This is a genomic window from Streptomyces sp. NBC_00554 (genome assembly GCF_041431135.1).
Classification (GTDB): Bacteria; Actinomycetota; Actinomycetes; order Streptomycetales; family Streptomycetaceae; genus Streptomyces.
Genome location: NZ_CP107799.1, coordinates 7,271,958 through 7,297,284, shown reverse-complemented (window position 1 = coordinate 7,297,284; position 25,327 = coordinate 7,271,958). Strand labels below are relative to the sequence as shown.

21 protein-coding genes are annotated in these 25,327 nt (G+C 70.4%); 8 read left to right on the top strand and 13 right to left on the bottom strand.

Translation table 11 applies throughout. From position 1 onward, the window contains the following. The first annotated feature begins 62 nt into the window (after positions 1 to 62). On the top strand, positions 63 to 2,090 hold the full coding sequence (locus tag OG266_RS32140) for an NAD(+) synthase (protein ID WP_371553033.1): 2,028 nt from the start codon (positions 63 to 65) through the stop codon (positions 2,088 to 2,090). A gap of 207 nt (positions 2,091 to 2,297) precedes the next feature. Here the strand turns inward: OG266_RS32140 and OG266_RS32135 are convergent, their stop codons facing one another. The 4 genes from OG266_RS32135 to OG266_RS32120 all read right to left on the bottom strand — a co-directional run bounded on the left by OG266_RS32135 (position 2,298) and on the right by OG266_RS32120 (position 7,222). After that, positions 2,298 to 3,518 carry an MFS transporter gene (locus OG266_RS32135; RefSeq protein WP_371549961.1) on the bottom strand — a complete coding sequence of 407 codons (1,221 nt, stop codon included), beginning with the start codon at positions 3,516 to 3,518 and terminating at the stop codon, positions 2,298 to 2,300. A 145-nt stretch (positions 3,519 to 3,663) separates the two neighbouring features. After that, positions 3,664 to 4,701: an endonuclease/exonuclease/phosphatase family protein gene (locus OG266_RS32130; RefSeq protein WP_329548028.1), complete on the bottom strand. Its 1,038-nt coding sequence runs from the start codon at positions 4,699 to 4,701 to the stop codon at positions 3,664 to 3,666. A gap of 250 nt (positions 4,702 to 4,951) precedes the next feature. After that, positions 4,952 to 5,572 carry a TetR/AcrR family transcriptional regulator gene (locus OG266_RS32125; protein ID WP_266464762.1) on the bottom strand — a complete coding sequence of 207 codons (621 nt, stop codon included), beginning with the start codon at positions 5,570 to 5,572 and terminating at the stop codon, positions 4,952 to 4,954. Positions 5,573 to 5,629: 57 nt separating this feature from the next. Further along, on the bottom strand, positions 5,630 to 7,222 hold the full coding sequence (locus OG266_RS32120) for an MFS transporter (protein WP_266464758.1): 1,593 nt from the start codon (positions 7,220 to 7,222) through the stop codon (positions 5,630 to 5,632). Between the two features lie 207 nt (positions 7,223 to 7,429). On the opposite strand from OG266_RS32120, the gene panB reads away from it, so the two are divergent. Continuing rightward, a complete protein-coding gene (gene panB / locus OG266_RS32115) occupies positions 7,430 to 8,317 on the top strand; it encodes a 3-methyl-2-oxobutanoate hydroxymethyltransferase (RefSeq protein WP_266464754.1) in 888 nt (295 codons plus the stop codon). Between the two features lie 210 nt (positions 8,318 to 8,527). On the opposite strand, the gene OG266_RS32110 is transcribed toward panB, so the two are convergent. Then, on the bottom strand, positions 8,528 to 9,769 hold the full coding sequence (locus OG266_RS32110; RefSeq protein ID WP_371549958.1) for an RNA-guided endonuclease InsQ/TnpB family protein: 1,242 nt from the start codon (positions 9,767 to 9,769) through the stop codon (positions 8,528 to 8,530). A 272-nt stretch (positions 9,770 to 10,041) separates the two neighbouring features. On the opposite strand from OG266_RS32110, the gene OG266_RS32105 reads away from it, so the two are divergent. Beyond that, positions 10,042 to 11,067, top strand: a complete 1,026-nt coding sequence (locus OG266_RS32105) for an ATP-binding cassette domain-containing protein (protein WP_371549956.1) — start codon at positions 10,042 to 10,044, stop codon at positions 11,065 to 11,067. After that, positions 11,064 to 11,888: an ABC transporter permease gene (locus tag OG266_RS32100; protein ID WP_371549954.1), complete on the top strand. Its 825-nt coding sequence runs from the start codon at positions 11,064 to 11,066 to the stop codon at positions 11,886 to 11,888. The genes OG266_RS32105 and OG266_RS32100 overlap by 4 nt, the downstream gene beginning before the upstream one ends. A 48-nt stretch (positions 11,889 to 11,936) precedes the next feature. Here the strand turns inward: OG266_RS32100 and OG266_RS32095 are convergent, their stop codons facing one another. Then, on the bottom strand, positions 11,937 to 15,191 hold the full coding sequence (locus OG266_RS32095; RefSeq protein ID WP_371549952.1) for a BTAD domain-containing putative transcriptional regulator: 3,255 nt from the start codon (positions 15,189 to 15,191) through the stop codon (positions 11,937 to 11,939). 220 nt (positions 15,192 to 15,411) lie between these two features. Here OG266_RS32095 and OG266_RS32090 point away from each other — a divergent pair, with 220 nt between their 5' ends. Beyond that, positions 15,412 to 16,212, top strand: coding sequence for a site-2 protease family protein (locus tag OG266_RS32090; RefSeq protein WP_266464721.1), 801 nt, complete (start codon positions 15,412 to 15,414; stop codon positions 16,210 to 16,212). A gap of 34 nt (positions 16,213 to 16,246) precedes the next feature. Here OG266_RS32090 and OG266_RS32085 read toward each other — a convergent pair whose 3' ends face one another. The 3 genes from OG266_RS32085 to OG266_RS32075 are packed head-to-tail and all read right to left on the bottom strand — an operon-like array spanning position 16,247 to position 18,345. Beyond that, positions 16,247 to 16,435, bottom strand: a complete 189-nt coding sequence (locus tag OG266_RS32085) for a hypothetical protein (RefSeq protein WP_371549951.1) — start codon at positions 16,433 to 16,435, stop codon at positions 16,247 to 16,249. Positions 16,436 to 16,490: 55 nt separating this feature from the next. Next, positions 16,491 to 17,219: an NADPH-dependent F420 reductase gene (npdG, locus tag OG266_RS32080; protein WP_266464714.1), complete on the bottom strand. Its 729-nt coding sequence runs from the start codon at positions 17,217 to 17,219 to the stop codon at positions 16,491 to 16,493. 37 nt (positions 17,220 to 17,256) lie between these two features. Continuing rightward, complete coding sequence (locus OG266_RS32075) at positions 17,257 to 18,345, bottom strand: exo-alpha-sialidase (RefSeq protein WP_266464711.1); 1,089 nt, start codon at positions 18,343 to 18,345, stop codon at positions 17,257 to 17,259. Positions 18,346 to 18,445: 100 nt separating this feature from the next. Here OG266_RS32075 and OG266_RS32070 point away from each other — a divergent pair, with 100 nt between their 5' ends. Beyond that, positions 18,446 to 19,048 carry a hypothetical protein gene (locus OG266_RS32070; RefSeq protein WP_266464706.1) on the top strand — a complete coding sequence of 201 codons (603 nt, stop codon included), beginning with the start codon at positions 18,446 to 18,448 and terminating at the stop codon, positions 19,046 to 19,048. A 221-nt stretch (positions 19,049 to 19,269) separates the two neighbouring features. Here OG266_RS32070 and OG266_RS32065 read toward each other — a convergent pair whose 3' ends face one another. Further along, positions 19,270 to 19,506, bottom strand: coding sequence for a hypothetical protein (locus tag OG266_RS32065; protein ID WP_326723561.1), 237 nt, complete (start codon positions 19,504 to 19,506; stop codon positions 19,270 to 19,272). Positions 19,507 to 19,564: 58 nt separating this feature from the next. On the opposite strand from OG266_RS32065, the gene map reads away from it, so the two are divergent. Both map and OG266_RS32055 read left to right on the top strand, forming a co-directional pair. Continuing rightward, positions 19,565 to 20,422: a type I methionyl aminopeptidase gene (gene map, locus OG266_RS32060; RefSeq protein ID WP_266464693.1), complete on the top strand. Its 858-nt coding sequence runs from the start codon at positions 19,565 to 19,567 to the stop codon at positions 20,420 to 20,422. 204 nt (positions 20,423 to 20,626) lie between these two features. Next, positions 20,627 to 21,286, top strand: a complete 660-nt coding sequence (locus tag OG266_RS32055; RefSeq protein ID WP_371549948.1) for a heme oxygenase (biliverdin-producing) — start codon at positions 20,627 to 20,629, stop codon at positions 21,284 to 21,286. 254 nt (positions 21,287 to 21,540) lie between these two features. Here the strand turns inward: OG266_RS32055 and OG266_RS32050 are convergent, their stop codons facing one another. The 3 genes from OG266_RS32050 to OG266_RS32040 all read right to left on the bottom strand — a co-directional run bounded on the left by OG266_RS32050 (position 21,541) and on the right by OG266_RS32040 (position 25,281). Then, complete coding sequence (locus OG266_RS32050) at positions 21,541 to 22,188, bottom strand: PhzF family phenazine biosynthesis protein (RefSeq protein WP_371549946.1); 648 nt, start codon at positions 22,186 to 22,188, stop codon at positions 21,541 to 21,543. 116 nt (positions 22,189 to 22,304) lie between these two features. Further along, entirely contained in the window at positions 22,305 to 23,798 is a 1,494-nt protein-coding gene (locus OG266_RS32045; protein ID WP_371549944.1) for an HtaA domain-containing protein, read from the bottom strand. A 55-nt stretch (positions 23,799 to 23,853) separates the two neighbouring features. Beyond that, positions 23,854 to 25,281, bottom strand: a complete 1,428-nt coding sequence (locus OG266_RS32040; protein ID WP_371549943.1) for an HtaA domain-containing protein — start codon at positions 25,279 to 25,281, stop codon at positions 23,854 to 23,856. Positions 25,282 to 25,327 lie beyond the last annotated feature (46 nt).

Sequence of the window (25,327 nt, the reverse complement as noted above, 5' to 3'; positions counted from 1 at the left end):
CCGCCCGGCGCCCGCCACACCATCGCGTCGCTCTGACGATTACACTGATCCTCGTGCCTCCACTGAACTTCCGGTCGCTCTATCAGCACGGCTTCGCACGCGTCGCCGCCTGTACGGGCCACACCGTCATCACGGACCCGCACGCCAACGCCGAGGCGGTGCTGCGCCACGCGCGCAGATGCGCCGACGAGGGCGTGGCCGTCGCCGTCTTCCCGGAGATGGTGCTGTGCGGCTACTCGATCGAGGACCTGATCCTCCAGGACGCGCTGCTCGACCAGGTCGAGGAGGCGCTCCGGGACGTGGTGGAGGGGTCGGCCGAGCTGCTGCCTGTCCTGCTCGTCGGTGCCCCGCTGCGCCACCGCGACCGGGTCTACAACTGCGCGGTGGTCGTGCATCGCGGGCGGGTGCTGGGCGTCGTACCGAAGTCGTACCCGCCGAACTACCGGGAGTTCTACGAGCGGCGGCAGATCGCCTCGGGCGACGGTGAGCGCGGCGGCACGATCCGGGTCGGCGGGGAGTCGGTGCCGTTCGGCGTGGACCTGCTGTTCGCGGCGGACGACGTGGCAGGGCTGGTACTGCACACGGAGATCTGCGAGGACATGTGGGTGCCGGTGCCGCCGAGCGCCGAGGCGGCCCTGGCCGGTGCGACCGTCCTCGCCAACCTCTCCGGCAGCCCGATCACCGTCGGCCGCGCCGAGGACCGCAAGCTGTTGTGCCGCTCGGCGTCCGCGCGCTGCCTCGCCGCGTACGTCTACGCGGCGGCCGGTCTTGGCGAGTCGACCACCGACCTGTCCTGGGACGGCCAGACCCTGATCTACGAGAACGGGGTGCTGCTGGCCGAGTCCGACCGCTTCCCGCTCGACGACCAGTTCGCCGTCGCCGACGTCGACCTCGACCTGCTGCGGCAGGAGCGGCAGCGGATGGGCACCTTCGACGACAACCGGCGCACGCATGGCGCCCGTACGGCCGACTTCCGGACGGTGTCGTTCGAACTCGACCCGCCCACCGGTGACTTGGGCCTGCGGCGGCGTATCGAGCGCTTCCCGTTCGTGCCCGCGGACCCCGACCGGCTGGCCCTGGACTGCTACGAGGCGTACAACATCCAGGTCGCGGGGTTGCAGCAGCGGCTCGCGTCGATCGGTGGCGCGAAGGTGGTCATCGGGGTGTCCGGCGGGCTCGACTCCACGCACGCGCTGATCGTCGCCGCCCGTGCGATGGACCGCGCGGGGCGTCCGCGCAGCGACATCCTGGCCTGGACGCTGCCCGGCTTCGCCACCAGCGACCACACCAAGGACAACGCGCACAGGCTGATGGCCGCCCTCGGCGTCACCGCGGCCGAGCTGGACATCACGCCGACCGCCCGGCTGATGCTGAAGGAGATGGGCCACCCCTTCGCCTCCGGCGAGCCGGTGTACGACGTCACCTTCGAGAACGTCCAGGCCGGACTGCGCACCGACTACCTGTTCCGGCTCGCCAACCAGCGCGGCGGCATCGTGCTCGGCACCGGTGACCTCTCGGAGCTGGCGCTCGGCTGGTCCACCTACGGCGTGGGCGACCAGATGAGCCACTACAACGTCAACTCGGGAGTGCCGAAGACGCTGATCCAGCATCTGATCCGCTGGGTCATCGGCAGCGACCAGTTCGGCGAGGAGGCGGGCAAGATCCTCGCCGCGATCCTCGACACCGAGATCAGCCCGGAACTCGTACCGGGTGAGGAGATGCAGTCCACCGAGTCGAAGATCGGCCCGTACGCGCTGCACGACTTCACCCTGTTCCATGTGCTGCGCTACGGCTTCCGGCCGTCGAAGATCGCCTTCCTGGCCTGGCACGCCTGGCACGACGCGGACGCCGGCGCCTGGCCGCCGGGCTTCCCCGAGGCCAAGCGAGTGGCGTACGACCTGCCGGAGATCCGGCAGTGGCTGGAGGTGTTCTGCCGTCGCTTCTTCGCGTTCGCGCAGTTCAAGCGCTCGGCCATGCCGAACGGGCCGAAGGTCTCGGCGGGCGGTTCGCTGTCACCGCGAGGCGACTGGCGAGCACCGTCGGACAGTTCGGCGACGGTCTGGCTGCGGGACCTGGCTCGCTTCGACTAGTCCGGTGCGGGTGCGTGGGGACGGCCAGGAGAGGTTCTCGCCCCCTCCGCCCCTACCCGTCCCGTGTTGCTGGGGGCTCCGCCCCCAGACCCCCGCATCGGCCTGAACGGCCTCGTCCTCAATCGCCGGACGGGCTAGGGGTTAGCCCCTCCGGCGTTTGAGGAGCGGGGGTCCAGGGGGCGGAGCCCCTTGGCGGGGGCGAAACTCTCAGTGGTGCACCGACTCCGCATGCTCCGGCACATGTGAGGCCACCACACGCTCCCGGCCGCCCGCCGGCACCGGGCCCCGCTTGTCCACCACGTACGCCACCCCGGCAACTCCAAGCCCCAGCACGGCCAGCCCCGCGCCCACGACCGCCGGGGACGTCACGCCGAGGCCCGCTGCGAGCGCGAGGCCTCCGATCCACGCGCCCCCGGCGTTGGCCAGGTTGAACGCGGCCTGGTTGGCCGAGGAGGCGAGGGACGGGGCCGACGACGCCTTCTCCATCACCATCAGCAGCAGCGGCGAACTGGTCACGAACGCCGCCGTGCCGAGCAGGACCACTGCGAGCGCGGCGCTCCACGCCGTCGCCATCAGTACCGGGAACAGCGCCAGGACCGCCGCGAGCGAGACCAGGCCGCCGAAGAGCGTGCCCCGCATCGACCGGTCCGCCAGACGCCCGCCCAGCAGGTTGCCCGCCGTGGCGCCGACACCGAACAGCGCAAGGAGCAGGGTCACGCTTGAGTCGGCGTACCCGGCGGCGTCCGTCAGCATCGGTGTGATGTAGCTGTACGCGGCGAAGAGCGCGCCGAAGCCGGCGACCGTCGTGCCGAGGGCCAGCCAGACCGGGAGCGAACGCAGGGCGGCAAGTTCGCCGCGCAGGCCCGCGGCGGGCCCGTGAGTGCCGTCGCGAGGGACGAGGAGCGCCAGTGACACCACGGCCAGGAGGCCGATCACACTGACGCCGAGGAAGGTGGAGCGCCAGCCCATGTGCTGGCCCATGAGCGTGGCCACCGGGACACCCACGACGTTCGCGACCGTCAGGCCCAGGAACATGAGGGAGACGGAGCGTGCCTTGCGTTCGGGGGCGACCAGACCGGTGGCGACGACGGCGCCCACTCCGAAGAAGGCGCCGTGCGGCAGGCCGCTGAGGAAGCGCGCGGCCAGCAGCCAGTGGTAGTCGGGGGCGAAGGCGGAGAGCACGTTGCCCGCGACGAAGAGGACCATGAGGCCGATCAGGACCTTGCGGCGGGACACGCGAGCGGTGGCCGCGGCCAGGAGCGGGGCGCCGATGACCACACCGAGCGCGTACGCGGAGACCAGGTGGCCGGCGCTGGGGATCGATATGTGCAGGTCGTCCGCGACGTCGGGCAGCAGGCCCATCATCACGAACTCGGTGGTGCCGATGCCGAAGGCGCCCACGGCGAGGGCGAGCAGGGCCAGAGGCATGAGGGGCCTTTCAAGGGAATTGCGGGCGCGCGGCGGTGCGTGGGGACGTACGTGCGCGCAGGGCTGCGCCCGTGCACACCGATGTGCACGGGACGCGTAAGTTCATCTGTGGAACAAAGCCTCTCAGGCCCAGTATTCCAGGAGGTTAAGACCCGGTTGCCGAGATCTTTACGCGGGCCGCGATCGGGAGGTGGTCGCTGCCTGTCTCGGGCAGGGTCCACGAGGTCACCGGCTCGATCCCCTTGACCATGATCTGGTCGATCCGGGCCATCGGGAACGACGCGGGCCAGCTGAAACCGAAGCCGCTGCCCGCCGCGCCCTGCGTGGAGCGCATCTGCGCGGTGACGGCGTTCAGCGCGCGGTCGTTCATCGTGCCGTTGAGGTCGCCGAGCAGGACGACCTGCTTGAGCGGATCGTCGGCGATCGCCTCGCCCAGCGCGTCGGCGCTCTTGTCGCGCTGGCGGGCCGTGAACCCGGCCTCCAGCTTCACCCGTACCGAGGGCAGGTGGGCGACGTACACGGCGATCGGGCCCTCCGGCGTCGTCACCGTCGCGCGCATCGCACGGGTCCAGCCCAGCTTGATGTCCACGGGCCCGACGCCGGTCAGCGGGTATTTGCTCCACAGCCCGACGGTGCCCTGCACCGAGTGGTACTTGTACGTCGACGCGAGCGCCTTCTCGTACGTCGGGACCGCTGTGGCCGTCAGCTCTTCGAGGGCCACGACGTCGGCGCCGGACGCGGCCACGTCGGCGGCGGTGCCCGACGGGTCCGGGTTGTCCGCGTTGACGTTGTGCGTGGCGACCGTCAGGTTCCCGCCGCTGCCGTTCTTGTCGGTGAGGAGCCCGCCGAAGAGGTTCAGCCAGACGATCGCGGGCAGCAGCACGGCGATCACGGCGGTCGCCGACTTCCGTACGAAGCCGAGGACCAGCAGCACCGGGATGGCGAGGGCGAACCAGGGCAGGAACGTCTCCGTGAGGCTGCCGAGGTTGCCGATCCGGTTCGGGATCCGCGCGTGCAGGACCATCACCAGCGCGAGGACCACCGCGAGCGCGGCGAGGATCACACCGCGGCGCCAGATGCCGCGGTCGCCGCGCCAGCCGTCGAGCAGGCGCCGAAGCCGGGACCCTCTGCGGTCGGGCCCCTGGCCGCCGCTGCCCGTCTCCGTCATATACGCCTGCGCCATACCGTCGCCTCACAACTTGCCGTGCACACCGACTGCCCCGCGGCTACGACCCTAGGGGATGATCCGTGTCCTTCCTGCCGTCCCATGACGGCCGTACGGGCACGAGGACGTACAACTTCGTGTCCGGAGTTCCGAATGTGGAGGTGGAACGCCTCGCCTGTGACGAAACGCGCATATTCGACCCGTCAGAAATCGCGCGGGTAGCAGCGGGTAGCAGTGGGGTGGGCGGTCGCGTGAGCGGTCGTGCCAACTACGGCTTGGTGGGGCGCAGTCCCTCAAGCGCCGTGTCGACGATCCGTTCCGCGAGGTCCTCGGGGAGTGCGGAGTCGGGGTGCATGACGGTGCGTACGAGCATGGGGCCGACGAACATGTCGTTGAGCAGTTCGATGTCGATGTCGTCGCGGAGCTCGCCGTTCTCCTGCCCGCGGCGCAGGACTTCCTCGCCCATCCTGCGCCGGGGGGCGATGACGGTCGCGTGGTACGCGCTCCAGAGCCTCGGACTGGCCTTCATCTGGACGTGGACGTTGTGCAGGATCGCCGAGCTGCGGTTGGCCAGGGCACGCCGGCGCAGCGACTCCAGGAGGACGACGAGGTCGTCGCGCATCGAGGTGCCGGGGAGTTCCGGGTCCGGGGGCTCGGCGGCACGCAGGACGTCGACGAAGAGTTCCTCCTTGCCGCTCCAGCGGCGGTAGATGGTCGCCTTGCCGACTCCCGCGGTGCGGGCGACGCGCTCGATGGAGACCTCCCCGAGGGGCACGCCCTCCTCCAGGAGTTTCATCACGCCTTCGAGGATGGAGCGTTCCACGGCCTCGCTGCGGGGGCGTCCCCTCGGGGGGCCCTCTTGCCTGTCCTGGCTGCCGGCGAGGCTCACTTCGAACTCCGTTCCTTGGTCGGACCTGGGGCTATTCTCCCCGGTGAACGCGGCTGGTCAGTGCTCCGCCTTCACCAACTCCGCCTCCTTCTCCCCCTCCTGCGGCGCGGGGGTGCGGCCCGGCAGGAACAGGAACACGACCAGCGCGCCGATGATCGCGACACCCGCGCCGCACAGGGCGGTGACGTGCATGGCGTGCAGGAAGGCGTCGTTGGCGGGGGTGATGAGGGCCTTGCCCTCGGGGCCGAGCTTGGCGGCGACGCCGAGGGTGGCCTCGATGGACTCGCCGGCGGTGTGGCGCAGGCCGGCCGGGACGAGGGTGAGCTTGTCCTCGATGCCGCCGCGGTAGGCCGCGGAGAGGACGGAGCCGAGGACGGCGATGCCGAGTGCGCCGCCGACCTGGCGGAAGGTGTTGCTGAGGGCGGACGCGGAGCCCGCCTTCTCGCGCGGCAGAGCCTGCATGATCACGACACTGGTCGGGGTCATGATGTGCGCCATTCCGGTGCCCATGAAGAAGAAGATGACCTCGAGGATCCAGATCGGCGTGTCCGCCTCCAGGGTGGCGAACGCGGCCAGCATCGCGGCGATGATCAGCAGCCCCGCCGTGCAGGTGGCCTTGTTGCCGAAGCGGTCGACGACTAGGCGGGCCCGCGGCGCGAAGATGAGCTGGGCGGCGGCGAGCGGCAGCATCAACAGGCCGGTCTGGAGCGGCGAGTAGCCCCGCACGCTCTGCGTGTAGAAGACGGAGAAGAAGGTCACGCCCATCAGCGCGAAGAAGACGAGCGCGATGGCGGACATCGCGGCCGAGAAGACCTTGTTCTTGAAGTAGGTGACGTCGATGGACGGGTGGTCGCTGCGCTTCTCGAACACGACGAAGCCGATGAGCACCGCGAGTCCGGCCCCGATGGTCAGCAGGACCGTCGGATCGGTGAAGTCGGCCAGCTGGCCGCCCTTGATGATGCCGTAGACGAGCAGGACGAGACCGACGACGGACAGGACCACACCGATCGGGTCGACACGGCCGGGGTTCGGGTCACGGGAGTCGGGGACCAGCCAGATCATCAGGACCAGCGCGAGCAGCACGATCGGCACGTTGACCAGGAAGACCGAGCCCCACCAGAAGTGGTCCAGGAGTACGCCGCCGGTGATCGGGCCGATCGCGATGGCGAGGCCGACGCCGCCGGCCCAGATGCCGATGGCCTTGGGCTGCTCGTCGCGCTCGAACACGTTCATCAGGACGGAGAGGGTGGCGGGCATCACGAACGCGGCGCCGAGGCCCATCACCGCCCGGAACACGATGAGCTGGACCGGCGAGCCGGACTCGGCGGCGAGCGCCGAACCTATGCCGAACACGGCGAGACCGGCGAGCAGCATCTTCTTGCGGCCGAGCCGGTCGCCGAGGAGGCCCGCGGTGAAGAGCAGTCCGGCGAAGACGAGCGTGTAAGCGTTGATGGCCCACTCCAGCTCGCCCTGGGTGGCGCCGAGGCCGATGGGCTCGGGGGTCGAGATCGTCTTGATCGCGACGTTCAGGATCGAGTTGTCGAGCACCACGATCAGCAGGCTCAACATGAGCACGCCGAGGATGGCCCAGCGGCGCCTGTGCACCGCCTCGGACACATGTCGTTCGGTAGCGGGAGCGGAAGTTGTCATGCGGCACAGCCTAGCGATATTCGATACGACACCGTCTCGTATCGAAAATGCTTTACGGAGACCTTACGAAGAGACCTAGGTCGCAGGGACGAGGCCCTCCGGGTGGGTCTGGGGGCCGGTCTAGCCGCGATTGGCACGAGGTGCCACCATGGAGGTGATCCGGGGACGCCGTCAGGGCGCCTCGAGATGACAGAAGGAGCCGTTGCGATGACGCAGCTTTCGGCTGCCGCTGAGCAGCCCACGGAGGGTGTGCGCCCGTCCACCGACAGCAGCAAGGCGCTGTACGGGGGCAAGAGCACCCGCCGAATCACGGTGCGCGACATCACCGCCGCCAAGGAACGCGGCGAGAAGTGGCCCATGCTCACGGCCTACGACGCGATGACCGCGTCCGTCTTCGACGAGGCCGGCATCCCGGTCATGCTCGTCGGCGACTCGGCGGGCAACTGCCACCTGGGGTACGAGACCACCGTGCCCGTCACGATGGACGAGATGACCATGCTGTCGGCCGCGGTCGTACGGGGCACCTCGCGCGCCCTGATCGTCGGCGACCTGCCCTTCGGGTCCTACCAGGAGGGCCCGGTCCAGGCGCTGCGCTCGGCCACCCGCCTCGTCAAGGAGGCCGGGGTCGGCGCGGTGAAGCTGGAGGGCGGCGAGCGCTCGCACCGCCAGATCGAGCTGCTCGTGGAGTCGGGCATCCCCGTCATGGCCCACATCGGGCTGACCCCGCAGTCCGTGAACTCCATGGGCTACCGGGTGCAGGGCCGCGGCGAGGAGGCGGCCCACCAGCTGCTGCGCGACGCCAAGGCGGTCCAGGACGCGGGCGCGTTCGCCGTCGTCCTGGAGCTGGTCCCGGCCGAGCTGGCCGGCGAGGTCACCCGCACCCTGCACATCCCGACGGTCGGCATCGGCGCAGGCCCTGAGACGGACGCGCAGGTCCTCGTCTGGACCGACATGCTCGGCCTGACCGGCGGCAGGATGCCGAAGTTCGTCAAGCAGTACGCCAACCTGCGTGAGGTCATGGGCAACGCGGCGAAGGCATTCGCCGACGACGTCATCGGCGGAACGTTCCCGCTGGACGAGCACTCCGTGCACTGAGATCGACTGACAACAACCGAGGACCTGAGGTCCACTGAGCCACTGCGGCAACGAGGCGACCCGTCGAACTTCCCCCGTCGACGGGTCGCTGCCGTTTCTACACGCGCTCGCGCACCCTCTTCAGCAGCAACGACCCGTCCTCCCCCGCGCGCGAGGAGGTAGCTGTGTTGACATGCTCCCCGCCCTGGAGGGTGGGGATTCTGGCCGTCTCTACCGGGTGCTGTGCCGCTTCGCGGCACGGTATTCGGTGGGGATTCCGTGGCTTCCTGTTTCTTCACGCTGTGCCAGAACGGGTTCTGGTCTTACCCGCGCTCCGCAGGCCGATACCGCCAGTCCGGCGGCCGTCTTGACGTTGGTGGCGGCATTCACGTCCCGGTCGTGAACGGTGCCGCAGGCAGTACAGGTCCATTCGCGGACGTGGAGGGGTTTGGGCCCGTCCTTGGTGCCGCAGGTGGAGCAGACCTGGCTGGTCGGCTCGAACCGGCCGATCGTGAGGAAAGTGCGCCCGTACCGTCTCGCCTTGTATTCGAGCATGGCGAGGAAGGCGCCCCAGCCCGCATCGTGCACCGATTTCGCCAGCCTGGTGCGTGCGAGTCCGTTCACGGCCAAGTCCTCCACGGCGATCGCTTGGTTCTCGCGGATCAGCTTCGTGGAGAGCTGGTGGTGGAACTCGCGGCGGGCATCGGCCACTTGAGCGTGCGCGCGGGCGACCTTCAGGCGGGCCTTGGCACGGTTCTTCGATCCCTTCCGTTTGCGGGAGAGGTCTTGCTGGGCCTTCTTGAGTTTCTTCTCCGCGCGGCGCAGGAAGCGCGGGGAGTCGATCTTCGTGCCGTCGGAGAGGACCGCGAAGTGCGTCAGCCCGAGGTCGATGCCCACCGTCCGGTCGGTGACGGGCATGCGGGTCGCGTCGGTGGCGGGGGCGGTGTCGATGACGAAGGACGCGAAGTATCTTCCAGCACTGTCCTTGACCACGGTGACGCTGGAGGGAGTGGCGGGAAGCCGCCTGGACCAGGCGACCTTCACCGCCCCGATCTTCGGAAGGTTCAGCTTCCCACCCGGCGTGATGGACCAGCGAGCGTTCGCCGTGAACCGGATCGCTTGCCTCGTGTCCTTGCGCGACTTCATCCGCGGCTTATCGGCCTTGGGCCCTTTGCGGTCGCCCTTCAGGGAGGCGAAGAAGTTCCTGTAGGCAGTTTCGGCGTCGCGCAGGGACTGCTGGAGTACCACCGAGGAGACCTTGGCGAGCCAGGACCGCTCCGGGCTCTGCTTGGCCCGGGTGATCATTTCTTTCGACAGCCAGGCCGCGCTCGGGTAGGGCAGTTGGTCGGCGTGGGCCTGCTCACGGGCGCGCACGGCGTCGTTGTACACGACACGGGCACACCCGAACGCCCGCGCTAGCGCACTCGCCTGGCCGGGCTCCGGGTAGAGCCTGAAGGCATACCGGAGCTGCATGACGATCACACTAGGCACACCGCATACACACCGTCACGACGGCACACCCGTTCGACACGTCGCCGTACACGCAGCACAGCCCCACTCCGCCGAAACGCCACCGCGACGCTCCGCGCCGCCACGACGGCTCCCTGGAGGAGTGGTCGGCCGACCCTGCGCGGCCCCTCGTACAACAGGGCTGACCTGCGAAGACACTGTGGTGTCGGTGGCTTGTAGGCGGCTGTAGGCAAGCTGTAGGCGGTTTGTCGGTGGCGGCTGGCACCTTGATGGTCATGACGCGAATCGACAACAAGCCCACAGGCGGCAAGGCAGCCGTCACCGTACGGGGGCTGGTCAAGCACTACGGCGAGACCAAGGCGCTGGACGGTGTGGACCTGGACGTGCACGAGGGCACCGTCCGCGGTGTGCTCGGTCCCAACGGCGCCGGCAAGACCACCCTCGTCCGTATCCTGTCCACCCTCGTCACCCCCGACTCCGGCCTGGCGACGGTCGCCGGTTACGACGTGCTGAAGCAGCCCCGGCAACTGCGCCGCGTGATAGGGCTCACCGGCCAGTACGCCGCGGTCGACGAGAAGCTCTCCGGCTGGGAGAACCTGTACATGATCGGGCGGCTGCTCGATCTGCCCCGCAAGGACGCCCGCAGGCGTTCCGACGAGCTGCTGGAGCGTTTCTCGCTCACCGATGCGGCCAAGCGCCCGGCCGGCACGTACTCCGGTGGTATGCGCCGCCGTCTGGACCTCGCCGCCTCCATGATCGGCAGCCCTGCCGTGCTGTACCTGGACGAGCCGACAACCGGTCTCGACCCGCGCACCCGCAACGAGGTGTGGCGCGAGGTCAAGCGGATGGTCGCCGACGGTGCCACCGTGCTGCTCACCACCCAGTACATGGAGGAGGCCGAGCAGCTGGCGTCCGAGCTGACGGTCATCGACCGCGGCAAGGTCATCGCCAGCGGCCGGGTCGACGAGCTGAAGGCGAAGGTCGGCGGCCGCACGCTGCGGGTCCGCCCGGTGGACCCGCTGGAGCTGCGCCCGCTGGCCACGATGCTCGACGAGCTGGGCATCACCGGCCTCGCCGCCTCCTCCGTGGACATCGAGAGCGGCACGATCCTGGTCCCGATCCTCAGCGACGAACAGCTCACCGCCGTGGTCGGCGCGGTCACCGCGCGCGGCATCACCATCGGCTCGATCAGCACCGAACTGCCCAGTCTGGACGAGGTGTTCCTGTCCCTCACCGGCCACAAGGCCACCGCCCCGCAGGACAGCACCCCGGCCCGCGCCTACGAGGAGGTCTCCGCATGAGTACCGCCGTCATCGATGCCCCCCTCGCCGTGAAGGACGAGGCCCGCATCAGTCCGCGCGCTCACGCGCGGCACATCGGCGCCCTGGTCCGCCGCAACCTGCTGTGGATCCGTCAGGACCCGGAGTCGATGTTCGACGCCATCCTGATGCCGGTCGTCTTCACCCTGCTGTTCGTGTACGTCTTCGGCGGCTCCATCGGTCAGTCGCTGGGCGGCGGCCAGGACCAGTACGTGCAGTACGTGGTGCCCGGTCTGATGGCGATGACCTGCATGAACATCGCGATGGCCGTCGGCACTGGCTTCAACGAGGACTTCCAGAAGGGGGTGATGGACCGCTTCCGCACCCTGCCGATCGGCCAGGGCTCCGTGCTCTTCGCCAAGATCGTGGTCGAGCTGATGCGGATGCTCGTCGCGACGGCGATCCTGATGGTCGTCGGCGTGCTCGTGGGCTTCGACATCACCAACTGGCCGGGCCTGTTCGCCTCCGTGGGGCTCTCCGCCCTCTTCGGCTCCTCCTTGATGTGGATCTTCCTGGTCCTCGGTGTGACGATGAAGAACGCCCAGTCCGTGCAGGCCATGGGCTTCCTGGTCCTGATGCCCCTGCAGTTCGGGTCGTCCATCTTCTCCCCGACCCAGACCATGCCCGGCTGGCTGCAGAACTTCACCGACTACAACCCGCTGTCCTCGCTCGCGGACACCACGCGCGGTCTGATGGTCGGTGGCCCGGTCACGCACGACCTGTGGGTGACCCTCGGCTGGACGGCGGCGCTCACGCTGGTGATGGCGCCGATCGCGATCCACAAGTTCCGCACCAAGAGCTGACGTTCGCAGTCGTTCGCAGTCGGGGCGACTGCCCCGGTCCGGTCCGCGTCAGATGAGGGCGGCGGCCTCCTCCATGGAGAGCCCGCCGCCCTCGGCGTACGCGGCCTCGTACGCGGCGTCGTCGAGTACGGCCCGCAGGCCGGCCTCCGCCCTGGTGCGCATCTCGTCCTCGGCCGGGGGCGCGAAGTGGCCCGGCGGCAGGAACTGGTCGGCGGCGCCCAGGAGTCGGGCCCCGTCGCGGGCGCGGTCGGCACCGTACAGGCCGGTGAGGGCGATGACGGCGGTGGTCAGATGCGTGGAGATCAGGTTCGGCGTGATCATCCGCGACAGCGGGTCCAGGGACCGCTCCACGGCCCGCCGCGCCTTGTCCCGGGCCTCCGCGTACCGTCCGTCGAGCGTGTCCAGCCAGGCGTCCATCCCGATCACGTACCCATCGAAGATCACGAATGTGCTGGCCCCGAACTCCTCACGCAGCAGCCGCAGTTGCTCGCGCGCCTCGGCGATCCGGCCGGTGCGGCCGAGCCGCATGCTGAGGAAGAGCCGGCCCGCGGGCATGGCTTCGTTGACGGCACCGAAGCCCTGCGCGAGCACCTCGCGCAGCATCGCCTCGCCCCGCTCGGGCTCGCCCAGCTCGATGTACATACTGCCGAGGCGGACACTCAGCACCGCCGCCTGGGCGCGGGCACCGAGCCGTTCGGCGTACGCCATCGCCTCCGCGTAGTCCGTGGCGGCCGGCCCGTACTCACCCCGTCGCTCATGGGCCTCACCGCGCGCCGAGAGCGCCTCGGCCCCGCCCCAGGCATCGCCGACGCGGCCGAAGATCTCCAGCGCCTCGTCGGCGTCACGGGTCGCGTCGCCCGCCCAGTCGGCGCGGTTGGCGAGGATGTTGGCGCGCATCTGGAGGGCGACGGCGAGTTCCCATTCGAGGCCGAGCTCGCGGCACGTGGAGACGGTCACGTCGATGACGGAGCGCATCCGCTCCATGTCGCCGGTGAGCAGGACGGCGTAGAACCAGAGGCTGCCGGGGCTGCGGCAGGTCTGCGGGAGGCCGGGCCGGTAGGTCTCGGCGATGACGCGCAGCCTTGCCTGGGCCTCCGGGGTCAGCCAGGCGTCCAAGTCCATGTCCATACCGGCGAGATGGACGAGGTGCACACCGCGCCGCGCCTCTTCGAGGACCTCCGGTCGCAGCGGCGGCGGGGTGGCCGTGACGCTCTCGTACAGCGGGGCGGCCGGGCGCGCGGGGGGTGTGAACGGGTCGGGGCCGAGGACCATGACCTGGGCGGACCAGGTGCGGGCCTCGATGCGCTGGTCGCGCATCTGCCAGTACCAGTTCAGCGACAGGACGAGGCAGATGGCCTCCTGCTCGTCGCGTTCGGTCACGGCGTGCCGCAGGGCGGTGCGCAGGTTCTCGTACTCGAGTTCAAGGAGTGCGATCGCCGCGGCCTGGCCGTGGCCGCGCAGTTCGGGGTCGGTGGTGCGGGCGAGTTCGCGGTAGTACGTGAGGTGGGCGCGCTCGGCGGGCGGGCGGTCGCCGGACTCGTCGAGCCGCTCGCCCGCGTACTCGGCGACGGTCTCCAGGAGCCGGTAGCGCATCCCGCCGTCCGCCGAAGGGGCGGCCACGACAAGGGACTTGTCGACAAGGGAACCCAGCGACTCCAGCGCGGCGGGTCCGCAGACGGCCTCGGCTGCGGCGAGATCGCAGCCGCCCGCGAAGACGGACAGCCGCCGCAGGACGTCGCGTTCGTCCTCGTCGAGCAGGTCCCAGGACCAGTCGACGACGGCGCGCAGCGTCTGCTGCCTGGGCAGAACCGTGCGGGCGCCCGAGGTCAGCAGGCGGAACCGGTCGTCCAGGCGGTCGGCGATCTGCCGCGCGGTGAGCAATCGCAGCCGGGCGGCGGCGAGTTCGATGGCGAGCGGCAGTCCGTCCAGGCGCAGGCAGATCTCGGCGGCCGCCTCCGGATCGTCCTCGATCCGGAATCCCGGCCTGGCCGCCGCCCCGCGGTCGGCCAGCAGCCGCAGCGCGACGGGTTCGGGCAGCGGCTCCACGGGGCGCAGCAACTCCCCCGGTACGCCGAGGGGTTCACGGCTGGTGGCGAGCACCGTCAGTTCGGGGCACCGCTCGAGGAGCTCCTCGACGAGGTGCGCGGCGGCGTCCACGACATGCTCGCAGTTGTCGAGGATGAGCAGCATGCGGCGCTTGGCGCAGTGCTCGGCGAGTCGGTTGAGGGGGTCGTCGTGGCGCTCGGAGACGGCCCGCATCTCCTCGGCGCCGGCGCCGCGCAGCACGGTCTCGCGGGCGCCGACGGCGGTGAGCACGGCCTCGGGCACGGCCTTCGGGTCGTCCACCGGAGCGAGTTCGGCGAGCCACACCCCGTCCCGCGACGCGTACGCCACGGCCTCCGCCGCCTCCTGCGACAGCCGTGTCTTCCCCGCTCCGCCGGGCCCGAGCAGCGTCACCAGCCGTGCCGCCGCGAGGTCGCCCCGGATGGCGTCGATGTCGGCCTCCCGGCCGACGAAGGAGGTGAGTCGGGCGCGGAGGTTGCCGGGGGACGCCGGGCGCGGCGATTCGGTGTGCGCCGGGGACAGCAACTCCATGTGCAGGGCGCGCAGTTCAGGGCCCGGGTCCGAGCCGAGGCGGTCGGCCAGGAGCTGTCGTACGGACTCGTACGCGGCCAGGGCCTCCGCCGGGCGGCCCACATCGCGCAGGGCGCGCAGGCGCAGGGCCTGGAGGGGCTCGTCGAGGGGGTGGCTGTCGCAGAGGGCGGTGAGTTCGGGCAGGGACCGTTCGGCGTCGCCGAGGGCGAGGGCCGCGGTGAAGCGGGCGCGGCGCGCGTCGAGGCGGCGGGTCTCCCAGCGGGCCGACTCGGCGGTGCGGTCCGGGAGGTCGGCGAGGGCCGGGCCGTGCCACAGGCCGAGGGCGTCGTCGAGGACGACCACCGCCTTCGCGGGGTCGCCGTCTGCCAGCGCGCGGGTGCCCTCGCCGGCCAGCCGCTCGAAACGGTGCAGGTCGATGTCGTCCGCGCCCGCGGTGAGCCGGTATCCGCCGTCCACCGAGTCCACCGCACCCGCGCCGAGCGCCCTGCGCAACCGCCCGACCAGCGCCTGGACCGCGCCGGACGCGTCCGCGGGCGGCTCCCCGTCCCACACCTCGTCCACCAGGACGGACACCGGCACGGTCCGCCCGGGCCGCAGCGCGAGCACGGTCAGCAGCGCACGCAGCCGCGCCCCGCCGACCGGGACGGGCGTGCCGTCGGGGCGAAGTGCCTGGGTGGTGCCGAGGATGCGGTAGCGCACGGGGTCCATTGTCTCCGGTGGCGTCAGGGGCGGGGACCGGGCATGTGGGGTTCGGCCAGGAGCCCGGCCTGGTCATGGCACCGGACGGCCCGGTCCTTCGTACCGCACACCTGCCAGCGCCCCATACCCCCACCCTCCCCGGAACCAATGGCCGATCGCGAGACGTTTTCCGAATGCGCCCGGTACGGTCGGGCAGGCCCAGCTCATGCGTATCAGTCCAGGGAGCCCCATGACCACCGCAGCGACCCGCCGCAGTGACCGGAGGATCAGCCCCGTCTTCATCGGGATCGTGGCTGTGACGGCCGTGACCGGCTGGGCGACCTGGACCGGGTTCGCCGAGCAGCCCGGACTGGCCGCGTTCCTGTTCGTGACGGCCGCCTGGATCGTCTCGCTCTGTCTGCACGAGTACGCGCACGCGCGCACGGCCCTGCACAGCGGGGACATCTCGATCGGGGCGAAGGGCTACCTGACGCTCAACCCGCTCGCCTATACGCACGCACTACTCAGCATCGTGCTGCCCGTGATCTTCGTGATCATGGGCGGGATCGGACTGCCGGGTGGTGCGGTCTTCATCGAGCGCAGCCGGATCAAGGGTCGCTGGAGGCACAGTCTGATCTCGGCGGCGGGCCCGTTGACCAACGTCCTGTTCGCGATCGTCTGCACGGCCCCGTTCTGGCTGGGCGCCCTGGACGGGGTGCCGGGACCGTTCCGCTACGCGCTGGCGTTCCTCGCACTGCTCCAGATCACGGCGGCGATCCTGAACTTCCTGCCGGTGCCGGGCCTCGACGGCTACGGCGTGATCGAGCCCTGGCTGTCGCACAACATCCGCCGCCAGGTGGAGCCGTTCGCGCCGTTCGGCCTGCTCGCCGTGTTCGGGGTGCTGTTCATCCCGCAGGTGAACGCCGCGTTCTTCGACGCGATCTACTGGATCCTGGGCGGCCTGGGCATCGACGACGTCGATCGCTACTGCGGTCAGAACCTGTACCGCTTCTGGGGCGACGTCAACGAGTACTGCACCGTCGACCGGTGAGCCGTCAGCCGGTGAGCCGTCAGCTCGTGAACCTTCAGCCCGTGACGGATCCGGAGCCGCCACGCGTCCTGCAGCGCCGGGCGTAGTACCACGTCATGTTGGACGACAGACCGGCCATCAGCACCCATACGATCCCCAGCAGGCTGCCCTGGACGAAGGAGACCACGGCCGCGGCGACGGAGAGCAGACAGACGGCGAGGGCGTAGACGGCAAGGCGGGGCATGGGACATCGGCTCCTGTCGGGGGACACTGCTTGCCACCAGTGTCCCCCACGCGGCTCAGACGTCCGTCACCCGCAGGCCGGCATGGGCCTTGTAGCGCCGGTTCACCGAGATCAGGTTGGCGACCAGGGACTCGACCTGGTGGGCGTTGCGCAGCCGCCCGGAGAAGACGCCGCGCATGCCCGGGATGCGTCCCGCGAGCGCCTGCACGATCTCCACGTCCGCCCGCTCCTCGCCGAGGACCATCACATCGGTGTCGATCTCGGCGATCTCCGGGTCCTGGAGGAGGACGGCGGAGAGGTGGTGGAAGGCCGCGGTGACCCGCGAGTCCGGCAGCAGGGCGGCGGCCTGCTCGGCGGCGCTGCCCTCCTCCGGCTTCAGCGCGTACGCGCCCTTCTTGTCGAAGCCGAGCGGGTTGACGCAGTCGACGACGAGCTTGCCGGCCAGTTCCTCGCGCAGGGACTCCAGCGTCTTGCCGTGTCCGTCCCACGGCACCGCGACGATCACGATGTCGCTGCGCCGCGCGCACTCGGCGTTGTCGGCACCCTCCACGCCGTACCCGAGCTCGTCGGCGGCGCTCTGCGCGCGGTCCGCGGCACGGGAGCCGATGATCACCTTCTGTCCGGCCTTGGCGAGCCGGTAGGCGAGGCCCTTGCCCTGGGGGCCGGTGCCGCCGAGTACACCGACGACGAGCCCGGACACGTCGGGGAGGTCCCAGGGGTCCTTGGCGGGGGCCTTCTGGGCGGCGTTCGGTACGGCGTTCGGTGCGCTGTCAGTAGAGGTCATGGGCCGACTTTACGTGCGCCGGTCCCACGGGTGGGGGTCAGGTGAGAGCCCGCACCGGGATACGGCGGAAGGTGATCGTCTCGTACGCGCCGAAGTCGCCCGTCTCGTAGAGGAGTCCGACGGTCGCGGTGTCGACGCGTACAAGGTCGGAGTACGCGGCGGGCAGTCCGTCGACCGTGTGCGCGGGGCGCCAGGTGACGCCGCCGTCGGTGGAGGCGCGCACGGTCATCAGGGCGCGGTAACCCGGGGCGGCGGGGCTCGAGTAGAGGAGCAGGTCGGGGTCGCGGAGCTGGAGCACGCTGCCCTGGACGACGGGGGCGGTGAGGCCGGCCTGCGGGCGGAAGGGCTTGGCCAGGGTCTCGCCGCCGTCGCGGGAGTGGGCGTCGGCGCGGGTGCCGGGGGCGGTGGCGTGGTTGCGGGTGTTGAAGTAGACGCGTCCGTCGGGGAGTTCGGCGGCGGTGGTCTCGTTCGCGTTGATGTAGCCGTTCGGGTTGTCGTCAACGTATCCGATGCGCCAGGTCAGGCCGCCGTCGTCGCTCAGCAGGCAGTGGCCGCCGTTGTACTTGCCCTCAGTGCCGTTGTCCGTGCCCTTCGGCGGCAGGGAGTGGTTGGCGGGGACGACGACCCGGCCGGAGGTCAGCTGGAGGGCGTGGCCCGGCGTGGTGGCGTACCACCGCCAGTCTTCCTTCTTCGTCTGCGCGGTGATGTCCGCGGGCCTCGACCAGGTGAGGCCTTCGTCGTCGCTGTGCTGGACCCAGACCCGGCGGCCGTCGGCGGCCGACAGCTTGCCGCGGCGGATGGCGTCCTCGGTGGCGAGGGCCGTGTTGCGGACGTGGACGAGCAGGACGCGGCCGGTGTCCAGGACGACGGGGGCGGGGTTGCCCGAGAGGTGCTCGGCATTCTTGGCCGCGACCTGGAGCGGGCCCCAGCTGCGGCCGCCGTCCGTGGACCGCTTCAGGACGATGTGGATGTTCCCGAAGTCGTCCCGGGAGCCGACCCTGCCCTCGCAGAAGGCGAGCAGGGTCCCGGTGGCGGTGGCGACCACGGCCGGGATACGGAAGCTTGCGTAGCCTTCTTGGCCCGCTGTGAACGGCACGGACGTCTCGGTGGCCTCGGTGCTTGTCATGTGTCTCTCCTTACCGCTTGATCCGGCCCCTTGCCCAGCTTGGGCGAATTTGGGATGAACTCCGGGTCACGAGTGGCCGGTTGCGGCAGGATGCGTCTGCATGGATGCCGTACGGGTCGCGCTGCTGCGTGAAGTGCTTGCCGGGACCGAGTGGTTGGGGGCCACGCGGCGGTTCGCCGGGGTGCTGCGGGGGTCCGTGGTGTCGTACGGGGGCGGGTTGCTGCTGGTGGGCACGGAGGAGTACGAGCCGTGGCATCTCGCCGCGCATCTGGTTGACGAGGCCGCGTGGTCGGGGACGCCGGAGCTTTCGCCGACGCTGGTGCGGCATGGGGCGGCGGGCTCGGATCCGGCTCACCTTGCGGTGGGGCTCGGGCGGATCGAGGCCGCGCGGCGTGGGGAGACGCTGCTTGTCGTGTCGCCCGGGGCGGTGGGGGCGCCGCTGCTTGAGCGGGTTCATGATGCTCGGCGGGCCGGGGCGACGGTGCTTGCGCTGTCCGCGGGGGATGCTGAACTGCCGGCGCTGGCTCATGAGGTGCTGGCCGTGCCGGGCGGGCCCGAGCTCGACCTCGATACCGTTCAGCATCTTGTGAGTGCGGGGGCCGGGGAGAACGCGTTGCCCTCGCCTCGGGGGCGGCGGCGTGTTCGGGACCGGTTGTCCCGGCTGGCGGATCAGCTGACGGCTCCGCCGTCGGCTCGGTGGTGACCGGGTCGTATGCCGCTTCGCGGATCTTTCCCGCCCGCCCACCCGACTCGGCCTGCCTACCCGCCTGCGGCGGACACCGTCGAAAGGCCTTTCCCGCCCACCCGCCCGACTCGCCACTCTGCGCCGCCTTCGGCGGGCAGCTTGCGGCGCCTTCGGCGACCCCGGTCCGTCGCCTCCGGCGGTGGACCCCGGTATGCCGGGAGCCCACCCCGCACGCGGACTCAGTCCTCGTCAGGCCCCGGCGCCGCCCCCGTCGCGTCGTGCCACTTCGGGTCCGTTTCCCACTCGAGGTTGCGTTCCCTCGCGATCTCCATCGCGCGCTGCGCCTCCGCCCGTGAGGTGTAGGGACCGAAACGGTCCTTGCCCGGGCAGTCGGGGCCTTCCTCGACCTTCTTGTGTTCCAGGCAGTAGTACCACTCGCCGGGCTTGCCGACGGTGCGCTTCTTGAAGAGGGCCATGACCGGCTCCTTTCGCCACGGACATGGTCCCCCACGCCCGCTGGTTAGACTCGCTGGCATGTCTGGCCAGTCGCTGCTCGTACCAGGGGAGCTCTCTCCCACCCGTCCCGTCCCGGGAAACATCAGGCGCCCGGAGTACGTGGGCAAGCCCACGCCCACGCCGTACACCGGTCCGGAGGTGCAGACGCCCGAGACGATCGAGGCGATGCGGCTCGCCGGGCGCATCGCCGCGCGGGCGATGGCCGAGGCCGCGAAGCTCATCGCACCCGGTGTGACGACGGACGAGCTGGACCGGGTCGCGCACGCCTACATGTGCGACCACGGTGCCTATCCCTCGACCCTCGGCTACCGCGCCTTCCCCAAGTCGTTGTGCACCTCCGTCAACGAGGTCATCTGCCACGGCATCCCCGACTCCACGGTCCTGCGTGACGGCGACATCATCAACCTCGACGTGACGGCGTACATCGGCGGGGTCCACGGTGACAACAACGCCACCTACCTCGTCGGTGACGTCGACGAGGAGAGCCGGCTGCTCGTCGAGCGGACCCGCGAGTCGCTCGACCGGGCGATCAAGGCGGTCAAGCCCGGCCGTCAGATCAACATCATCGGGCGCGTCATCGAGTCGTACGCGAAGCGGTTCGGGTACGGGGTGGTCCGGGACTTCACGGGGCACGGGATCAACTCCTCCTTCCACTCCGGTCTGATCATTCCGCACTACGACAGCCCCCATGCGACGACCGTCATCCAGCCCGGGATGACCTTCACGATCGAGCCGATGCTCACGCTCGGTACGCATGAGTACGACATGTGGGACGACGGCTGGACAGTCGTCACGAAGGACCGGAAGCGGACGGCTCAGTTCGAGCACACCCTGGTCGTCACCGACAGCGGCGCCGAGATCCTCACCCTGCCGTAGCCCCGCCTCGCCGCCGCCTCGCGTGCGGTGGTTTCCGCGCCCCCAGAGCCCGCCCTGTCCACAGGGCGGGCTCTTCCATGTGGGCCCGACCGGGATTCGGGGTACGTTTTTACCGACAGGACGTCGGGAACCAGTTGACTTAGGTAAGGCTAACCATAGAAAATCCGACTTGCTGTCGCCTTGTCCTCACCACCGGAGGTCCACATGAACTCGTCGGGTACGGCGTTCTCGACGCTCATCCGCACCGCCTCGCACGAGCAGCACACAGAGGCGGAGACCTCGACGTTCATGAGCGACCTGCTCGGCGGCAGGCTCGGTGTCGAGGCGTACGCGCGCTACACCGAGCAACTGTGGTTCGTGTACGAGGCGTTGGAGGCGGACGCCGACAAGCTGGCGTCCGACCCGCTGGCCGGGGCCTTCATCCAGCACGAACTGATGCGCCGCACCGCGCTGGAGGCCGACCTCGCCCACCTCCGGGGCCCCGACTGGCACACGACCCTCACCGCTCTGCCCGCGACCCAGGCGTACGCGGCCCGCGTCGCCGAATGCGCCCGCACCTGGCCCGGCGGCTACATCGCCCACCACTACACCCGTTACCTCGGCGACCTCTCCGGCGGCCAGATCATCCGCGGCAAGGCGGAACAGACCTGGGGCTTCACCCGCAAGGGCGACGGCGTGCGGTTCTACGTCTTCGAGGACATCACCAACCCCGCCGCCTTCAAGCGCGCCTACCGCGAACTCCTGGACGGCATCCACGCCGACGACCTGGAGAAGCAGCGGATCGTGACGGAGTGCAAGCGGGCGTTCGCCCTGAACACGGCGGTCTTTCAGGCACTGGGGGAAGAGTTCCCGCTGACCGCGTGAGGGCATGACCCTTTCTCCAGCCCGAGCCGGGGATCTTTCGCCCCCGCCGCCCCTACCCGTCCCATCCTCCTGGGGCTCCGCCCCAGACCCCGCTCCTCAAACGCCGGAGAGGCTGAAAATCCTGCCCGAGCCGGAGAGTCTTCAGCCCGTCCGGCGTTTGAGGACGAGCCCTTCGGGCGAGCGGGGGTCTGGGGGCGGAGCCCCCAGGAACGGATGGGACGGGTAGGGGCGGCGGGGGCGATAACACCCCTCCCTCACCCCCGCACCAACCGCACCCGACCCCCCACCTCAACCCAACCCCCCGGCTGCGGCGCGGTAAGTATCTGGGACCCGGCCCCCTGGACGATGTTGAGCGCCCGCCCCAGCCGAGCCGTCAGCTGAAGAGCCGCCGCCCCCGTGGCCTCGTCCTCCGCGATGCCGTCCCCGCGCCCGGGAAACCCGCGGGCGCGCACCCGCCCCGCGGCCTCGTCCTCCCAGGCCCAGGCGAAAATCCACTCACCCGCCGGCGGCACGGGCAGTGCGTCCACCTCGCCAGCCGTGGCGTACTGACGCAGCGTGCGCGGCTCCGGCCACTCCGGACGCGCCTCGATCCAGCTGAACTCACCGTCCAGCCGGACCCCCACCACCCCGGCGGGCGTGACGAGTTCGGGCACATCGAGCAGCCAGCCCACCCCGACGCACGGATGCCCGGCGAACGGCAGCCGCAGCGTGGGCGTGTAGATGTCGATGACCCCGCGCTCGGGGTCGTCCACGAACACCGTCTCGCTGAACCCGAGCTTCGCGGCGAACGCCTGCCGCTCCTCGACGTCCGGCATGAAGGATCCCTCACGAACGACCCCGAGCTCGTTGCCGTATCGCCCACCGGGCCCACAGAAGACCCGCAGCACGTCGTAATCAGTCACTCCAGCATTCAAACACCACTCGCACAACGAGCCCGCCCCAGCCCACGCAGCCGCCGGAAGGCGGCCAGGGCTGGGGCGGGCTGTCGCGTCAGTCGCGCCAGTTGGGGGATGCGGGACTACGACACCGTGCGGCGCCTGCGTACCGCGAGGACCACGCCCGCGCCTGCCGCGACGGTGATCGCGGCGGCGGCGCCGAGTGCGCCGGCCGGTACGTCGGAGCCGGTCGAGGCGAGGGAACCGGTGTCGCCGCCGGTGGTGGAGCCGGTCGTGCCGCCCGTGGTGCCGGAGGTGGCCGAGGCGCTGGAGCTGGGCGTGGTCGACTCGTCGTCGCCGCCCGGGAGTTGGGCGTTCTCGTCGACGGCCACGGCGAGGTCCACCGGGTCGAGGGCGGTGCCCGCCGTGTAGAAGCCGCCGAACGCCTCCGCGCCCGCGTCCGTGAGGGTGGCCGTGACGTCGTCGAGCTCGATCACGTCGTCCTCGACCGTCAACTGGCCCGATGTGGCCTTGAGCTTGGCGAGGACGACGTCCTCGGACTTCTCGCCGAGGCTGTCGACGTCGGCGGTCAGTTCGCCGGTTCCGCCGTCGAGTTCCGCCTTGAGGTCGCTGAGGGTGAGGTCGAGGCCGTACTCGCCGTTCTCCTCGTGGCCCTTGAAGTTGACCGCGCCCTCGAAGGAGGCGGAGAGGGTGTCGGCGTCGGTGTCGTAGGTGCCGGTGCCGTCCACGAAGGTGAAGACGCCGTTGCCGGTGGCCTGGGTCGCGCCGCCGGACGCGGTGATCTCCCCCTGGGCGACGCCGCTCACGACGTACGTACGGAAGGACTCCTTCACGCCCCAGCCGAGCGTGCCGTCGGTGATGTCGCCCGCGGTCGGGGCCGCCGAGGCAGACGTCGACGGGGACGCGCTCGCGGACGCGGACTCGGAGTTCGACGAGGACGGAGACGGGGAGGTCGAGTCGGAGTTCGACGGTGACGGGGAGGTGGAGTCGGACGTGTCCGGGTCCGGGGACTGCGAGGTCGTCTTCTGCACCAGCGTCAACGGGTCGCCGGCCGCGTCCGCGTAGGACGCGCTGCCGAGGATGTCCGCCGCCTCCGCCGTCAGCTTGGTGGCCATGTCCTTCATGTCGCGAGTGACGGTCACCGTGGCCAGCGGCGCGTCCTCCGACTTCGTGGTGACCGGCGTACCGCCCGTCGCCGGCGTGGTCGTCTTCGTCACGTCGGCGGTGATCTCGGTGGTGGCGCTGTCGAACTTCACGTCGGACAGGGTGATGTCGAAGCCGTGCGCCTGGGAGACGATGTTCAGGCTGCCCTTGAAGCCGAGGCCGAGCGTGTGCGCCGTGGTGTCGTAGGTGCCGGTGCCGTCCACGAAGGTGAACGCGCCGTTGTCCGCGGCCTGCGTGGCGCCGTCCGTCGCCGTGAAGGTGCCCCCTGCGTAGGTGGTCACGTACGTGCGGTACGACTGCTTGATGCCCCACGTCAACTCGTAGCCGCTGAGGGGGGTTTCGGCGGCCGCGGCAGTGGTCGCCCCTGCGGTGGCGAGCGCGGTGGCACCCAGTGCGGCGGCCGTGGCGACGGCTGCGGCGAGGGCGAGAGGGCGGCGGGCTCTGACGGACATGAAGGTGGTTCTCCTCGATGGGTGGTCCGCCAAGTGGCGGACGGTGTAATGGGGTTCAGCCCTCATCAGGGACTGCGGGGGCCTGGCGGGCACGGCGCCGGCGGACGGCGATCGCGTAGGCCGCGCCCGCCACCAGCAGGGCGCCGGCCACGAGGCCGATGGGAAGGACCGGTGTGCCGTCGGAGGTGTCCGCGGCGGCCTCGGTCGTGTCGGTCTCGGCTTCGGCGGCCGTCTCCGGTGCCGAGGGGGTCGCGCTCGCGGTGGCCGAGCTGCCCAGGTCGGGCAGCGCGGGCAGGGCCGCGTCGTCGGTGAGGGCGACGGCGAGCGAGAGGGGGTCCATCTCGGTGCCCGCCTGATACATCCCGCCGAAGGCCTTCGCGCCCTTGGCGGTGAGCTTCGTGGGCGCCTCGGTCAGCTCGACGAGGTCGTCCTTCGGGGTGAGGTTCTTCGCCGTGAAGGTGACGAGCGCGACCTTCTTGCCGGTGAAGTCCTCGCTGGTCACATCGGCGTACAGCGTGCCCTTGGCGTCCTCGACGGTCACCCGGACACCGCTCAGCCTCAGGTCGAGACCCTGTTCGCCGGTGAAGCGCACCGCGCCCTCGAACTCCGCCTCCAGCGAGCGGTCGTCCTTCTTGTACGTCCCCTCACCGCCGGCGAAACGGAAGAGCGCGCCGCCGTCCTGGGCTCCCGAGGACAGGGTCCACTTGCCCTGGGCGATGTCCCCGGTGACGTACTCGCGGAAGGTGCGGCGCACGCCCCAGTCGACGGCGCCGTTCGCGATGGCGCCCGAAGTCTCCTTCTTCACGGAGGACTTCGTGGGTGTGGGCGTGCTCGACGCCTTCGGCGTGGCCGCCGCCCGCACGTCCGCGGACAGGCTCACCGGGTCGAGCGCGGTCCCGGCCGTGTAGTACCCGGCGAAGGACTTGGCGCCCTGCGAAGTCAGCGTGGCGGGAAGGCTGTTGAGCTGTACGGAGTTGCCGCCGCCCTTCATGTCGATCCCGCCGAGGGAGAGGGAGGCGAAGGGCACCTGTGAGGACGTCGTGACCGTCCCGGTGCCCTTCGCCTTGCTGGTGATGTCGACGTAGAGGGTGCCGCTGCCGCCGGAGATGCGGACGGTGGGGCGGCTGATCGTGAGGTCGAGCTGGTAGGTGCCGTCGTCCTCCTTGTGCCCGACGAAGTGGACCCCGCCGGAGAAGGAGGAGGAGAAGGCGCCCGTGGCGCTGTCGTACGTGCCCGTCGCGGAGTGGAAGCGGAACTGGCTGCTGCCGACCGTGGCCGCGCCGCCGGTGAGGGAGTAACTCCCCTTGGCGATGGGCCCGGTGACATAGCTCTGGAAGGAGGACTTGATGCCCCAGTCGAGCCGCCCGCCCTGCACGCTGCGGCCGGCGGCGTGCGCGGCGGTTGCGGGGAGCAGTGCCCCCAGCAGAGCTCCGAGCGCGGCCACGCACACCGCGGTGATCGGGGCCCTCAGGCGCGCGGGCATGGATGTCCTCCGGGTTCGGCAGTCGGTAACCAGCCACTCATGGCTA

What these genes read in the sequence shown, in the direction of transcription:
- OG266_RS32135 (WP_371549961.1), bottom strand. Translation starts at nt 3,518, where the DNA reads ATGCCTCTGGCCCTGCTCGCCCTCGCCGTGGGCGCCTTCGGCATCGGC.
- OG266_RS32130 (WP_329548028.1), bottom strand. Translation starts at nt 4,701, where the DNA reads ATGGCGCAGGCGTATATGACGGAGACGGGCAGCGGCGGCCAGGGGCCC.
- OG266_RS32120 (WP_266464758.1), bottom strand. Translation starts at nt 7,222, where the DNA reads ATGACAACTTCCGCTCCCGCTACCGAACGACATGTGTCCGAGGCGGTG.
- panB (WP_266464754.1), top strand. Translation starts at nt 7,430, where the DNA reads ATGACGCAGCTTTCGGCTGCCGCTGAGCAGCCCACGGAGGGTGTGCGC.
- OG266_RS32110 (WP_371549958.1), bottom strand. Translation starts at nt 9,769, where the DNA reads ATGCAGCTCCGGTATGCCTTCAGGCTCTACCCGGAGCCCGGCCAGGCG.
- OG266_RS32105 (WP_371549956.1), top strand. Translation starts at nt 10,042, where the DNA reads ATGACGCGAATCGACAACAAGCCCACAGGCGGCAAGGCAGCCGTCACC.
- OG266_RS32100 (WP_371549954.1), top strand. Translation starts at nt 11,064, where the DNA reads ATGAGTACCGCCGTCATCGATGCCCCCCTCGCCGTGAAGGACGAGGCC.
- OG266_RS32095 (WP_371549952.1), bottom strand. Translation starts at nt 15,191, where the DNA reads ATGGACCCCGTGCGCTACCGCATCCTCGGCACCACCCAGGCACTTCGC.
- OG266_RS32090 (WP_266464721.1), top strand. Translation starts at nt 15,412, where the DNA reads ATGACCACCGCAGCGACCCGCCGCAGTGACCGGAGGATCAGCCCCGTC.
- OG266_RS32085 (WP_371549951.1), bottom strand. Translation starts at nt 16,435, where the DNA reads ATGCCCCGCCTTGCCGTCTACGCCCTCGCCGTCTGTCTGCTCTCCGTC.
- npdG (WP_266464714.1), bottom strand. Translation starts at nt 17,219, where the DNA reads ATGACCTCTACTGACAGCGCACCGAACGCCGTACCGAACGCCGCCCAG.
- OG266_RS32075 (WP_266464711.1), bottom strand. Translation starts at nt 18,345, where the DNA reads ATGACAAGCACCGAGGCCACCGAGACGTCCGTGCCGTTCACAGCGGGC.
- OG266_RS32070 (WP_266464706.1), top strand. Translation starts at nt 18,446, where the DNA reads ATGGATGCCGTACGGGTCGCGCTGCTGCGTGAAGTGCTTGCCGGGACC.
- OG266_RS32065 (WP_326723561.1), bottom strand. Translation starts at nt 19,506, where the DNA reads ATGGCCCTCTTCAAGAAGCGCACCGTCGGCAAGCCCGGCGAGTGGTAC.
- map (WP_266464693.1), top strand. Translation starts at nt 19,565, where the DNA reads ATGTCTGGCCAGTCGCTGCTCGTACCAGGGGAGCTCTCTCCCACCCGT.
- OG266_RS32055 (WP_371549948.1), top strand. Translation starts at nt 20,627, where the DNA reads ATGAACTCGTCGGGTACGGCGTTCTCGACGCTCATCCGCACCGCCTCG.
- OG266_RS32045 (WP_371549944.1), bottom strand. Translation starts at nt 23,798, where the DNA reads ATGTCCGTCAGAGCCCGCCGCCCTCTCGCCCTCGCCGCAGCCGTCGCC.
- OG266_RS32040 (WP_371549943.1), bottom strand. Translation starts at nt 25,281, where the DNA reads ATGCCCGCGCGCCTGAGGGCCCCGATCACCGCGGTGTGCGTGGCCGCG.